Origin of the sequence: Streptomyces lushanensis, from assembly GCF_001700515.1 — a bacterium.
GTDB lineage: Bacteria > Actinomycetota > Actinomycetes > Streptomycetales > Streptomycetaceae > Streptomyces > Streptomyces lushanensis.
Genome location: NZ_MAUD01000264.1, coordinates 1 through 12,877, shown reverse-complemented (window position 1 = coordinate 12,877; position 12,877 = coordinate 1). Strand labels below are relative to the sequence as shown.

12 protein-coding genes and 1 pseudogene are annotated in these 12,877 nt (G+C 71.8%); 6 read left to right on the top strand and 7 right to left on the bottom strand.

The window, feature by feature from the left end; translation table 11 throughout:
- Positions 1-85: 85 nt before the first annotated feature.
- The gene (locus tag BFF77_RS21385; protein ID WP_066952371.1) at positions 86-1,495 is read right to left on the bottom strand and encodes a hypothetical protein; all 1,410 of its coding nucleotides are present in this window, start codon (positions 1,493-1,495) and stop codon (positions 86-88) included.
- Between the two features lie 241 nt (positions 1,496-1,736).
- The gene (locus BFF77_RS21380) at positions 1,737-2,129 is read right to left on the bottom strand and encodes an ankyrin repeat domain-containing protein (RefSeq protein WP_066952369.1); all 393 of its coding nucleotides are present in this window, start codon (positions 2,127-2,129) and stop codon (positions 1,737-1,739) included.
- 252 nt (positions 2,130-2,381) lie between these two features.
- On the opposite strand from BFF77_RS21380, the gene BFF77_RS21375 reads away from it, so the two are divergent.
- Complete coding sequence (locus tag BFF77_RS21375) at positions 2,382-2,576, top strand: hypothetical protein (protein ID WP_066952367.1); 195 nt, start codon at positions 2,382-2,384, stop codon at positions 2,574-2,576.
- Between the two features lie 40 nt (positions 2,577-2,616).
- On the top strand, positions 2,617-4,224 hold the full coding sequence (locus BFF77_RS21370; RefSeq protein ID WP_066952365.1) for a hypothetical protein: 1,608 nt from the start codon (positions 2,617-2,619) through the stop codon (positions 4,222-4,224).
- A 29-nt stretch (positions 4,225-4,253) separates the two neighbouring features.
- Here BFF77_RS21370 and BFF77_RS21365 read toward each other — a convergent pair whose 3' ends face one another.
- Positions 4,254-5,753: an SCO1417 family PLP biosynthesis transcription factor gene (locus tag BFF77_RS21365; protein ID WP_066952363.1), complete on the bottom strand. Its 1,500-nt coding sequence runs from the start codon at positions 5,751-5,753 to the stop codon at positions 4,254-4,256.
- A gap of 34 nt (positions 5,754-5,787) precedes the next feature.
- On the opposite strand from BFF77_RS21365, the gene yczE reads away from it, so the two are divergent.
- The 4 genes from yczE to BFF77_RS21345 all read left to right on the top strand — a co-directional run bounded on the left by yczE (position 5,788) and on the right by BFF77_RS21345 (position 9,327).
- The gene (yczE, locus tag BFF77_RS21360) at positions 5,788-6,531 is read left to right on the top strand and encodes a membrane protein YczE (protein ID WP_245703629.1); all 744 of its coding nucleotides are present in this window, start codon (positions 5,788-5,790) and stop codon (positions 6,529-6,531) included.
- On the top strand, positions 6,528-7,292 hold the full coding sequence (locus tag BFF77_RS21355) for a glycerophosphodiester phosphodiesterase family protein (protein WP_066952361.1): 765 nt from the start codon (positions 6,528-6,530) through the stop codon (positions 7,290-7,292). Before yczE ends, BFF77_RS21355 begins: the two co-directional genes overlap by 4 nt.
- A 26-nt stretch (positions 7,293-7,318) precedes the next feature.
- Positions 7,319-8,698 carry an MFS transporter gene (locus BFF77_RS21350; protein WP_107422211.1) on the top strand — a complete coding sequence of 460 codons (1,380 nt, stop codon included), beginning with the start codon at positions 7,319-7,321 and terminating at the stop codon, positions 8,696-8,698.
- 254 nt (positions 8,699-8,952) lie between these two features.
- Positions 8,953-9,327, top strand: a complete 375-nt coding sequence (locus BFF77_RS21345) for an RNA polymerase-binding protein RbpA (RefSeq protein WP_003959706.1) — start codon at positions 8,953-8,955, stop codon at positions 9,325-9,327.
- 170 nt (positions 9,328-9,497) lie between these two features.
- Here the strand turns inward: BFF77_RS21345 and fxsA are convergent, their stop codons facing one another.
- The 4 genes and pseudogenes from fxsA to BFF77_RS37020 form a co-directional block, all read right to left on the bottom strand.
- A complete protein-coding gene (gene fxsA / locus BFF77_RS21340; RefSeq protein ID WP_066952357.1) occupies positions 9,498-10,103 on the bottom strand; it encodes an FxsA family membrane protein in 606 nt (201 codons plus the stop codon).
- 46 nt (positions 10,104-10,149) lie between these two features.
- On the bottom strand, positions 10,150-10,935 hold the full coding sequence (locus BFF77_RS21335) for a polyprenol monophosphomannose synthase (protein WP_066952355.1): 786 nt from the start codon (positions 10,933-10,935) through the stop codon (positions 10,150-10,152).
- A 552-nt stretch (positions 10,936-11,487) separates the two neighbouring features.
- Positions 11,488-12,722 (bottom strand): annotated as a pseudogene (locus BFF77_RS21330) (amidohydrolase); the annotation flags it as partial.
- A 2-nt stretch (positions 12,723-12,724) separates the two neighbouring features.
- On the bottom strand, positions 12,725-12,877 hold a 153-nt coding region (locus BFF77_RS37020), incomplete at both ends, for a hypothetical protein (protein ID WP_245703630.1).

Below are 12,877 nucleotides of genomic sequence, written 5' to 3'. Positions count from 1 at the left end.
CGCGGCGAGGTGCCGTGCCGGACGCCGCGGACCCGCGAAGATCCGCCGGACAGGGCCTAAGGCGACCGGTCCGCGCGGGCGTCGCTCAGGAAGAGGCCGGCCCGATTCGGCTGCGTACCGCCGTCTGGACCTCCGCCTCCTCCGCCGGGTCCGCCGCCAGCCTCCGCAGCCGCTCCGCCACCCGTACGTCCCCGGTCTCGGCGTGCAGCGCGGCGACCTCTCGTGTGGTCTCCTCGCAGTCCCAGAGGCATTCGACGGCGAACCCGGTGGCGTAGGAGGGATCGGTGGCGGCGAGCGCGCGTGCCGTCCGGCCACGCAGATGGGAGGAGGTGGTCTCGCGGTAGACATGGCGCAGTACGGGGGCCGCGCACGCGATGCCGAGGCGGCCGGCCCCGTCGACGAGCGTCCACAGCCGTGGCGCGTCGGGCCCGTCGGCCCGTACGGTCTCGCGCAGCGCGCCCAGCACCAGCGGGGTGTCGCGCGTGCCGCCGCGGCCCGCGAGCACGCCCGCGGCGGACGCGCCGAGGGCGTCGGGCCGGTGCACCCAGCCGCGGGCCCGGTCGACGGCCTCCTCGCCGCACATCCGCTCGAAGGCGGAGACCGCGGCGTCGGCGACGGTACGGTCCGCGCCGACGGCGGCTTCGATCAGATCGAGGACGACCGGGTCGGCGGCCTCGGCGAGATAGTGCAGCGCCGCGCACCGGGCGCCGTCGGGCCCGCCGCGGGCGGCCTCGATGATCATCGGCCGGTCCTCGGGCCCGGCGACCGCGCTCAGACAGCGCGCGGCGGGCACATGGAGCACGGATCCGCGCTCCATCGCCTGCTGGGCCCAGTCGAAGACGGCCTGTACGCTCCAGCCGGGCCGTGGCCCGCTCGGCCGGAGCTGGCGCTGCCAGCGGTCGAAGGAACCCTGTTCACCGGCGGCCCTGATCCGGTCACCGATCTCCCGCCGGGGATCGTCGGCCCAGAGCCGCCACGGCCGCGGCTCGAAGGCGTCCCGTACGGCGGTCGCCAGTTCGGTGTCGCCCTCCGGGGTGGCGGGGAACCGGGCGAGGACGGGCAGCGCCAGCGAGCGCAGACCGCTGTCGTCGTCGCGCAGCGCCAGTTCGTCCAGGGCCCAGGCCCAGTTCGAGCCGGTCGCCGCGTAGCGCCGGAGCAGTTCCAGGGCGTCGCGCCTGCCGTACGAGGCGAGATGGCCGAGCACGGCGAGCGCGAGCCCGGTCCGTGACTCCTCGGTGTCGAAGTGGTCCTCGGCGAGGAAGAGATGGTGCTCGACGGCGTCGAGACCGCCGTGGAGATCCAGATACAGGCGCGCGTAGTAGAGCGACCGGTTCTCGACCTGCCAGTCGTGCCGGGGGTCGTTCAGTACGCAGTGGTTGAGGGCGGCAAGCGCCTCCGCGCGGGGCGCCGCGAGCGCGTGCAGCGTGCCGTCGCCGCGGCCTCTCTGCAACAGGCCGAGCAGAGTGCCGCTCGGCGCTATGACTGGATCGAACATGGGAAAAGCCTCACATCAAGCTGTTGACGCGACCGGGGTGTGATGCGGCACGGAAACCAGCGCCGACCCTCTCTGGGCCTAGGTCCTGTCGGGCCTAGGCCGTGCGACAACATGTTCGGCCGCCCGTCGTCTCCCGCTCAACGCAGACCATCTTCCCTGCCTCTCGTCGGTGGCCCGACTGCGGGCCCGACGTCATGATGACCCAGCCATTTCGCCACCGCGACCACATTTACGACGTCTCTCACCTGGCGCCGAACAGCTCCAGAAGGTCCGTCTTCCCAAACATCCGCGCGGTATCCACGGCGGACGGGCTCCCTTCCCCGGGATCCGCGCCGCCCGCGAGCAGCGTCCTGATGACCTCGTCCTCGCCCTTGAAGACCGCGCCCGCGAGCGGCGTCTGCCCCCGGTCGTTGGGCCGGCTCGCGTCGGCGCCGCGCTCCAGCAGGACCGCCACCGCCGGGGCGTGGCCGTGGTAGGCGGCGAGCATCAGCAGGGAGTCGCCCCGGTCGTTGGTGAGATTCGCGGGCACCCCGGCGTCGACATACGCGGCGAGCGCCTCGGCCTCGCCGCGCCGGGCCAGATCGAAGATCCTCGTGGCCAGCTCCACCACCTCGGGATCCGGGGTTTCGCTCATCGGTGGACCACCTTTCACGTCGTTGACCTGGTACGTACAGCTCGTTGACGCCGTACGAGTGAACCGACAGGGTACTGCGCCCGGCACCTGCCGCAGACGGGACGTACGACGTCCGGCCGGGCGGCGGCACCTCATGGACCAGTACAGTGAAATACCCGATATTTCACCCACTTGCACCTTTTGTCGCATAGATACTTGCGGTGATTCTGGAAGAACTCATGGTGACTGTCCCCCTCTCCCAGGAGAACCCTCATGATTCTTTCCATGTCGGGCGTCGTGCTGCTCGGGATCATCGTCTTCCTTTTCTTCCGGAAGGACGGACTCAAGGCCTCGCACGCGATGGTCTGCTCGCTGTTCGGTTTCTATCTCGCCGGCACCGCCATCGCCCCGAGCATCACCGCCGGCGGCGCCAGCCTCGCCGGTCTTCTGGGCGGGATCAAATTCTGACTCCCGCCCATCCTCTTTCCGCATCCAACAGGAGACAGACGTGGCCCGGCGACCACTCCCCCGCATTCTGAGCAGCGGCAGCGACCGGATCGCGCGTGGGCGCGAGATGGCCCGTACGGCCGCCGACAGCGCCACCGACGTTCTCCATCCGCTGATCACGATCACCCGTGGTCTGCGGTTGCTGGCCGCCGCAGGGCGCCAGAAGTGGGCCGGTACGCCCAAGGACCGGCGCGGTCCCGCGCTGTTCCTGGTCGCGGCCTGTGTCCTGGTGACCGCGCTCATCCCGTACGGGCCGATGCTGGCCCTGATCACGGTGATGTCCGTGGCCGCCTGGAAGGGACGCGACCGGACGCCGCCGACGCGGACCGGGCCCGACGAAGCGGAGGTGAAACGACTCCAGTCCCTCTACGAGGCGCTGGTGCCGTATCTCTCCGTTCCGGAGGACCCGAGTCCGCTCTTCGCTCACGGCGGCGAGTGGAGCACGGCGTTCACCGAGCACGCGTTCGACGGCGAGGGACGGATCATCCGGCTCCAGCTCGCCTATCCCGCGTACTTCACCGACGGCGAGCCCGACGCGCGGGCCCGGATCGAGCAGTTGCTGTACGCGAAGTCCGGGCGCGGCCGGGAGTACCACTTCGACTGGCAGGAAGAGGCCAACCAGCTGGTGATGACCGTCCTTCCGGCCCTCTCCACCGCCATCGCCGCCCAGCGTTTCGTCACCGCCCCCGGCGAGACGGTCCTCGGGTTCACCGACGACGGAGCGGTGCCGCGCACCGTGCCGGTCGTCGCGCGCGACGGAAGGCGGGACGCCCCTCCGGTGCTCTGGCGGACCGGACCGCGCTCGACGGAGCCCCATCTGCTGGTCGCGGGGACACCGGGCAGCGGCGCCACGACCCTGCTGCGCTCCATCGCCCTCCAGGCACTCGCGCACGGGGACGTGTTGATCGTGGAGGGCAGCGGCACCGGCGAGTTCGGCGCCCTGACCGGACGCACCGGTGTGCTCGCCGTGGAGTGCGGACTGGCCGGCGCGCTCTCCAGCCTCGAATGGGCGGCGAACGAGACCGAGCGGCGGCTGATCACCGCCAACAACGCGCGCCAGTCGGGCCGGCCCGTGCCCGAGGACGCCAGAAGGCCGCTGTGGATCCTGGTGGACCGGCCGAGCGTCTTCGGCCATCTCGCGGCGGCCGACGGACGGCGTGATCCGCAGGAGCTGCTCCATGTGCCGCTGCGCCACGGCAGGACCGTCCACATCACCGTGGTGGTGGCCGATCAGCTCGACGGTCTGGACGCGCTCGACGAGACCGTACGGAGCCACACCCGCGCCCGGGTGATCCTCGGGCCGGTCGCGGCGCCGCAGGTGGAAGCGGTGCTCGGGGCGCCGCCGCACACCACGCCCACGCCGGACGTCCCGCCCGGCAGGGGCTACGCGCGGCTCGGCGCGGGCCCGGTGCTCCGGCTCCAGGTCCCGGCGACGCCCGACCCGTACGACGACGGCGCGAGCGACGCCCACCGCCGGGCCGTCCTGGAACTCCTGCCCGAACCTCTCGCACGCGAGCGGGTGCCCGAGCAGGAGCAGATGCCGCACCGCGCGGCCGAGTCGCCTCACCCGTCAGGACCGATCGGCCGCCAGGTCCCTGCCGAGGGCTAGGAGCCCGGGAACCCTTCGTCCCCTCCGTGTCACGCGACGAAGGTGCGCGGCGCGTCCGTTCCCGTGCTCGCGCCCGTCTCCACCAGCCGCGCCGCCGCCGCCAGCCGGGCCGCCGCCTCGACGGCGACCGGACCGCCCACGGTGAACGGGAGCCGTACGTATCCCTCGAACGCGCCGTCGACCCCGAAGCGCGGCCCCGACGGCACCCGTACACCGACGCGTTCGCCCACCTCGGCCAGCCGCGAACCGGAGAGTCCGCCCGTACGCACCCACAAGGTCAGCCCGCCGCGCGGCACCTCGAACTCCCAGCCGGGCAGCCGTTCACGAACCGCCGCCACCAGCGCGTCCCGGTTCTCGCGCGCCTGGACCCGGCGCAGGGCGACCGCGTCCTCCCAGCCGCCGGTCCCCATCAGCCAGTTGATGGCGAGCTGCTCCAGCACCGGCGTGCCGAGATCGGCGTACGCGCGCGCCGCGACCAGGGACCGGATCACGTCCGGCGCCGCGCGCACCCAGCCGATCCGCATTCCCGCCCAGAAGGCCTTGCTGGCCGAGCCGACCGTGAGAACCGTGCTGCCCGCGGGGTCGAAGGCACAGACCGGCCTCGGCATGTCGACATCCGCGTCCAGATGCAGCTCGGACATGGTCTCGTCGACCACCAGCACCGTGCCCGCCGAGCGTGCCGCGTCGACGAGCTGCCGCCGCTGGTCCTCGTCGGCCAGCGCGCCCGTCGGATTGTGGAAGTCGGCCACCACATAGGCGAGCCGGGGCGCGGCCTCCCGCAGCACCTGGCGCCAGCGCCCCAGGTCCCAGCCGGTCAGCCCCTCCGCCATGGCGACCGGCACCAGCCGGGCACCCGCCTCCCGCATGAGCTGGAGGATGTTGGCGTACGAGGGCGACTCCACCGCGATCCGCTCGCCCCGCCCCGCGAAGAGATGGCAGATCGCGTCGATGGCGCCCATCGCGCCGGTGGTGACCATGATCTGTTCGGGCATGGTCGGAATGCCGCGCTCGGTGTAGCGGTCGGCGAGCATCCGCCGCAGCGCGGGCAGTCCGGCCGGATAGTCGCCATGGGTGTGCGCGTACGGCGGCAGCTCCTCCAGCGCGCCCTGCACGGCCCGGGTCAGCCAGGGCTCGGGGGCGGGCAGCGCGGCGGTGCCGAGATCGATCATCGAGCCCAGCGACTCCGGCGGCAGCGGTTCGAGCCCGCGCGCGGGCAGCGGATTGCCGGCCGGTACGGCGGTCCAGCTCCCGGCGCCCCTGCGGGACTCCAGAAAGCCCTCGGCGCGCAGCGCCTCGTACGCGGCGGCCACGGTCGTACGGCTCACCGAGAGGGAGAGCGCGAGTTCGCGCTCCGCGGGCAGCCTGGCCGCGACGGGGACCCGGCCTTCGAGGACCAGCAGCCGGATGCCGTCGGCGAGGGCCCGGTAGGCCGGCGGTCTGCGGGTGCCGGAGCCCGCGGGCGCCGGCTGCTGGGTGGTGAGCTGCCGGGCGAGCTGAGCCGCGCCGACGGCCGAGGTCCACAGCGCCATGAAAATCAGTCCACCTTTCTCGAATTGGCCATGGATGGCATCGAACGGCCAGCCACAGAGTGACCCGTACCAGTCCACCATCGCACCTGGGGGCCACGTCGTGTCCAATCTCCCGAGCCCTGCCCGGCCTCCCGCCCGGCGCCTCACCCGCAGGGTGGCGCAGCTCTCCGCCGGTCTCGCGCTGTACGGGGCGAGCGTGGCACTGCTGGTGCGCGGCGGGCTCGGCCTGGAACCCTGGGGTGTGCTGCACCAAGGGCTTTCCGAGCTGACCGGACTGACCATGGGAGTCGTCTCGATCGTCGTGGGCGCGGTCGTGCTGCTGCTCTGGATCCCGATCCGGCAGCGCCCTGGGCCGGGTACGGTCGCCAACGTCTTCGTGGTCGGCATCGCGATGGACGCCACACTCGCGCTCGTTCCCGACGGCCATGGCCTGACCGTCCGTACATCGCTGCTGATCACCGGCATCGTCCTCAACGGCGCGGCCACCGGGCTCTACATAGCGGCCCGGTTCGGCCCGGGGCCGCGCGACGGTCTGATGACGGGTCTGCACCGGCTGACCGGCCGCTCGGTGCGGCTGGTCCGTACGGCGATCGAGGTCGCCGTCGTCGCCACCGGCTTCGCACTCGGCGGCACGGTCGGCATCGGCACGATCGCCTACGCCCTGTCCATCGGACCGCTCGCCCAGCTCTTCCTGCGCGTCTTCGCCATCCCCTCGGCGGGCACCGGAAGTACGGCCGTCGCCGCCGGGACACCGGCGCGGGCCATACTGCGGCGGTGACTCGCGTACCCCACCCCTATCTCGACCGGCCGACCCCGATCCCGTTCGCCCATCGCGGCGGCGCGGCGGACGGTCTGGAGAACACCGCGGCGGCCTTCCGGCGCGCGGCCGGACTCGGCTACCGCCACTTCGAGACCGATGTGCACGCCACGGCCGACGGCCGGCTCGTCGCCTTCCACGACGCGACCCTGGACCGCGTGACCGACAGCCGCGGCCGGATCGTGGATCTGCCCTGGACGGAGGTGCGCCGGGCACGGGTGGCGGGCAGCGAGCCGCTGCCGCTCTTCGAGGAGCTGCTCGAAGAGTTCCCCGAGGCGTGCTGGAACGTGGACATCAAGGCCGCTCCCGCGCTGGTCCCGCTGGTCGAGCTGATCCGCAGGACGGAGAGCTGGGACCGGGTGTGCGTCGGCTCGTTCTCCGAGGCCAGGGTGGCCCGCGCGGCCCGGCTCGCGGGCCCGCGGCTGGCCACCTCGTACGGCGTGCGCGGTGTGCTGGGCCTGCGGCTGCGCTCGTACGGGATCCCCGCCCCGGTCCGTCCCGGCGCCGTGTGCGCACAGGTCCCCGAGACACAGAGCGGCATCCGGGTGGTGGACGAGCGCTTCGTCCGCATGGCGCACGCGCGCGGTCTCCAGGTCCATGTCTGGACGGTCAACGAACCGGATCGCATGGAGGCGCTGCTCGATCTCGGCGTGGATGGCATCATGACGGATCAACTGGAAGCGCTGCGCACGGTGTTGACCGCGCGAGGAGCCTGGCATTGACCGGGCGTGGCGCCGGTACGCGAGGAATGAGGGCACCCGGGGTGACCGCTGAGACCGCCGTGGACAGGACCGACGGGACGGCGGACCGCAGACGCGAGCAACGCGGCTGGTACTTCTACGACTTCGCGTGCTCCGTCTACTCGACGAGTGTGCTGACGGTCTTCCTCGGCCCCTATCTCACCTCGGTGGCGAAGGCGGCGGCCGACGCCGACGGCTTCGTCCGGCCGCTGGGCGTGCCGGTGCGCGCCGGCTCGGTCTTCGCGTACGCGGTGTCCGTCTCGGTGGTGGTGGCGGTGCTGGTGATGCCGCTGGTGGGCGCGGTGGCCGACCGTACGGGACGCAAGAAGCCGCTGCTGGCCGCCGCCGCGTATCTGGGCGCGACCGCCACGGCGTGCATGTTCTTCCTGGACGGCGACCGCTATCTGCTGGGGGCGCTGCTGCTGATCGTGGCGAACGCCTCGATCTCGGTCTCGATGGTCCTCTACAACGCGTATCTGCCGCAGATCGCCGGGCCCGAGGAGCGCGACGCGGTCTCCTCGCGCGGCTGGGCGTTCGGCTACACCTCGGGCGCGCTGGTCCTCGTCCTCGATCTGGTGCTCTACACCGGCCATGAGTCCTTCGGTCTCTCCGAGTCGGCGGCGGTACGGATCTGTCTGGCCTCCGCCGGTGTCTGGTGGGGCGCTTTCACGATCGTGCCGCTGCGCCGGCTGCGGGACCGCAGGATCGCGCGGGACGGCGGAGGGTCCCCGGGCGAGGGCGCGGTGGGAGCGGGCTGGCGTCAACTGAGGGCCACGCTGCGGGACATGCGGCGCCATCCACTGACGCTCTCCTTCCTGCTCGCCTATCTCGTCTACAACGACGGTATCCAGACGGTGATCTCACAGGCCTCGATCTACGGCTCCGAGGAACTGGGCCTGGACCAGACGACGCTGATCACCGCCGTGCTGCTGGTGCAGATCCTGGCGGTCGGCGGTGCGCTCGGCATGGGCCGGATGGCCAGGGTGTACGGCGCCAAGCGCACGATCCTGGCCTCGCTGGCCGTCTGGACGCTGATCCTCGCGGCGGGCTACTTCCTGCCCGCCGACGCGCCGGTCGCGTTCTACGCGCTGGCCTCGGCGATCGGCCTGGTGCTGGGCGGCAGCCAGGCGCTGTCCCGTTCGCTCTTCTCGCATCTCGTACCGCACGGCAAGGAGGCCGAGTACTTCTCCGCGTACGAGATGAGCGACCGCGGGCTGAGCTGGCTCGGACCGCTGGTGTTCGGGCTGGCGTACCAGCTCACGGGCAGCTACCGGGATGCGATCATCTCGCTGGTGGTCTTCTTCGTGCTCGGGTTCGGCCTGCTGGCGAGGGTCCCGGTCGGCCGGGCGATCAGCGCCGCGGGAAATCCCGTACCGGAGCGGATTTAGACGTTGAAGTGAAAGGGCGGTAGTGTACGCGTTTGGCCTGCCAGGCGGACCGTTACTGCGTATGCGGGAGTCGGAATCGCTGGGTGACATCTCCTGTTAGATGTGACAAACCGGGCACTGGTGGGTACAACAAGGGCGGCACGACGGGCGACGCATGACTCGGAACGGGAATCTTTACCGCCGACCGGACGTTGACCGGATGACGACGACAGCGACACCTGTCCTGTGGGCGACAAGCCCGGGAGGCACGATTCATGAGTGAGCGAGCTCTCCGCGGCACGCGACTCGTGGTTACCAGCTACGAGACGGACCGCGGCATCGATCTGGCCCCGCGCCAGGCGGTGGAGTACGCATGCCAGAACGGCCATCGATTTGAGATGCCGTTCTCGGTAGAGGCGGAAATTCCGCCGGAGTGGGAGTGCAAGGCGTGCGGCGCCCAGGCACTCCTGGTGGACGGGGATGGTCCCGAAGAGAAGAAGGGCAAGCCTGCGCGTACGCACTGGGACATGCTCATGGAGCGGCGCACACGCGAGGAGCTGGAGGAGGTGCTGGCCGAGAGGCTGGCCGTCCTGCGCTCCGGCGCCATGAACATCGCCGTGCATCCGCGGGACAGCCGGAAGTCCGCCTGACCGCACAACCCATCGCATACGACAAGCGAGACAACAGCACAGAGCCGCGGGCCGCGTCACACCATGTGTGCCGCGGCCCGCGGCTTTTCCCCGCGCGGTCTTCCGTGCGCTGCCGGGGAGTCGGCGCGACATCAGGGTGTCCGCGTGTCCGCGATGTCAGCGGCAGCGTGTCAGGGGGTCAGCGGCGGGCGCGGACCCTTCCCGTCGTCCTCGGGGCGCGGGGTCCGCTCGTCGTGCTTGATGACCTCGCCCTGCACAACCTTGCCGTCCGGCCTGCGCATACGGGCCTGCTGGAAGGCATCACCAAGGCTGCCGGGCGTAGCCGCCGCGGCCATCCGCCGCTCCAGCGTGCGCTCCGCGTACCGGCCGAGCCTCGTCCGTACCGGCGGTACGAGCAGCAGCAGTCCCGCCACATCGGTGATCAGCCCCGGCAGCATGATCAGCAGGCCGCCCAGCATCAGAAACCCGTTGCCGCCGCTGCCGTTGGCGGGCTCCGGCACCAGGGGCTCGCCCGGGTGCTCGGCCTGCTGCCTCTGCGCCCGCTGCACGGTCTCGGTGAGATTGCGGAAGGCACGGCGGCCGGCCCTCTTGATGACCACGGCGCCGAGCACGAGCGCGCCCAGCAGCAGCAACAGCACGGTCGGCCCGCCCGCCGCGTCGGCCACGACGATCAGCAGCCAGATCTCCAGCACCAGCCAGGCGGCGATGCCCAGTGGCAGAAAAGTGCGGGCTCGGGAGCGCTTGGGAACGGTCCGGGGCGAGTGCGCGGTCGTCATGGTCCCAGTGTGCCTGGGCGCGGCCCGGGACGGCGTACGAGGGTGATCAGGACGGCCGGTTCTGTGCGTCGGAGCCACGGCCGAGCAGCCGGTTGGCGCGCGCGCCGACGCCCCAGGCCGTGACCCGCCAGAGCGCCTCGATCACGATGTCGCGGCTCATCTTGGAATCGCCCAGTTCGCGCTCGACGAAGGTGATGGGCACCTCCACCACATGACAGCCCGCCTCGACCGCGCGCCGGGCCAGATCGACCTGGAAGCAGTAGCCCTGCGAGGCGACGGCGTCGAGGCCGATCCGGTCCAGGGTCTCCCGGCGGAACGCCCGGTAGCCACCGGTGACATCGCGGATCGGCACGCCCAGCAGGACCCGTGAGTAGGTGCTGCCGCCGCGCGAGAGCACCTTGCGTGTCGTGGGCCAGTTGACCACGCGTCCGCCCGGCACCCAGCGTGAGCCGAGGACGAGGTCGGCGCCCTTCAGCGCGGTCAGCAGCCGGGGCAGTTCCTCGGGCTGGTGGGAGCCGTCGGCGTCCATCTCCACGAGGACGCCGTAACCGCGCTCGATGCCCCAGCGGAAACCCGCCAGATAGGCGGCGCCGAGACCCTCCTTGCCCCTGCGGTGCAGGACCTTGACCCTGCCGTCCTCGGCGGCGAGATCGTCGGCGATCTTGCCGGTGCCGTCGGGGCTGTTGTCGTCGGCGACGAGGATGTCGGCCTCCGGCACCGCGGCGCGGACACGGGAGACGATCGACCTGATGTTCTCCGCCTCGTTGAAGGTCGGGATGATCACCAAGGCCGTGCCGAGCGGGCCGTACCGTCTCTGACCGCCGTCGTTCACTACTGCCCCTTAATTGCCGTACGCAGGGGCACCACCATAGCGAGCGGCCGAGGGGACACAGATCACGCCCTGTCTTTCTTTTTTGAGGGCCCGGTTCGCCTCCGGGGCGCTTCATGCCGGCGCCGACAGGCGAACCGGACCCTCGAAAAAAGAAGGTGTGCCCCGGCGTCCTTCGGGCCGACCTGGAACCCGCTGGCTGCGGGTCGACCGAAAGCCGTTGTCTACTGAACGCCGGGGCCCCACCCGGGTCGCACCCGCCGACCGGCTGAAACCTTCCCTCGCCCCCGAGACGCGGGTGCTGGACCTGGCTCCCAGTGGTGGTGCGCCGGTGCGGCACACCGCCCCATGACCCAGCGGCGTTCGACGACCGCGTGGAGATTGCCGGACGGACGTCCTGTGGTGGACTCGGCCGAACCTACCCGCCGGTGGCCGCTTACTGTCAACAGCCGTTTGACCTGCGGCGTTGGCCCGAATCACCAGGTCAGTGGGGAAGATCCGCAGGTCGCGACCGAGAGCGGGAAGCACTGGTCGGCCGTACGAAATGTCCCCATGTCACTCGTTCGGTCGCACAAACACGGTTTGTCCGGCGACAACGGTCCGCAGACATACGGGCAGCGGGCGGCCCGGCGTCAGATCCGGCAGGCCCGGTGTGCCCGAACGCGGATCGGTGGACCAGCGGGCCACGCGGTCGTCGGGGGCCTGGACCACCAGTTCCTCGGTGCGCCACACGGCGTAGTCGGCCGGGGCGCCGGGCACGAGCGTACCCGCGTCGTCGCGGCCGACGGCCCGCCAGCCGCCCCGGGTGTGGGCGGTGAACCCTGCCCGTACCGAGATGCGGTGCTCGGGGGTCCGGTGGAAGGCGGCGGCCCTCACGGTGCCCCAGGGATCCAGCGGGGTCACCGGGCTGTCGGAGCCGAAGGCCAGTGGAACGCCGGCGCGCAGCAGCGCGGCGTACGGATTGAGCGTACGGGCGCGCTCGCCGCCGAGGCGCCGTGCGTACATACCGTCGTCGCCGCCCCAGGCCTCGTCGAAGGCGGGCTGGACGGAGGCGGTGAGGCCCAGCTCGGCGAAGGCGGCGATGGTCCCGGCGGTCAGCATCTCGGCGTGTTCGACGCGGTGCCTGGCAGCCCGTACCCGGGCGAGGCCCAGCCGCTCGGCGGCGGCCCGTACCCCCTCGACGACCGTGCTCACCGCGGCGTCGCCGATGGCGTGGAAACCGGCCTGGAGCCCGGCCTCGGTGCAGGCGGTGACATGGGCGGCGACCGTGGCGGCGTCGAGATGGGCGGTACCGGTGTGCGTGGCGTCGTCGTAGGGGTGGTGCAGGGCGGCGGTGTGCGAGCCGAGGGAGCCGTCCACGAAGAGATCACCCGCGGCGCCCGCAGCGCCGAGTTCACGGATGCGCGCGGCGCCCTTCCCGTCGGTGATCGGCTCGGCCCAGTAGCCGTGGATCCTGGGGCCGGGCTCCTCGTCCGCCAGCCTCAGCAGTGCGGCGAAGTCCTCCTCGTCGGAGATGTCCGGGCCCGCGCACTCGTGCAGGGTGCCGATACCGAGCGAGGCGGCGTGCCGGCGTGCCGCGCGCTGGACCTCCGCGCGCTGGCGCGCGCCGATGGCACCGTGCGCCGCGGCGCGTACGGCGTGGTGCGCGGCGGCGGTCAGCGGCGCGTCCGCGTGGTAGCCGGGCAGGTCGGTGACGCCGGGGACGAGGTCGAGCAGCGCGGTGGTCACGACGGCCGAGTGCACGTCGATACGGGGCAGATAGAGCGGCCGGCCGCCGGCGGCCTCGTCCANNCGCCGCTCGGGCCAGCGCGCGGAATCCCAGCCGTGGCCGAGCAGGATGCGGCTGTCCGGATGAGAGGTCCGGTGGGCCCGTACGAGCGCGAGCGCCTCGGCGAGGGTGCGGGCGGTGGAGAGATCGAGTCCCGTGAGGGCGAGGCCGGTGGCG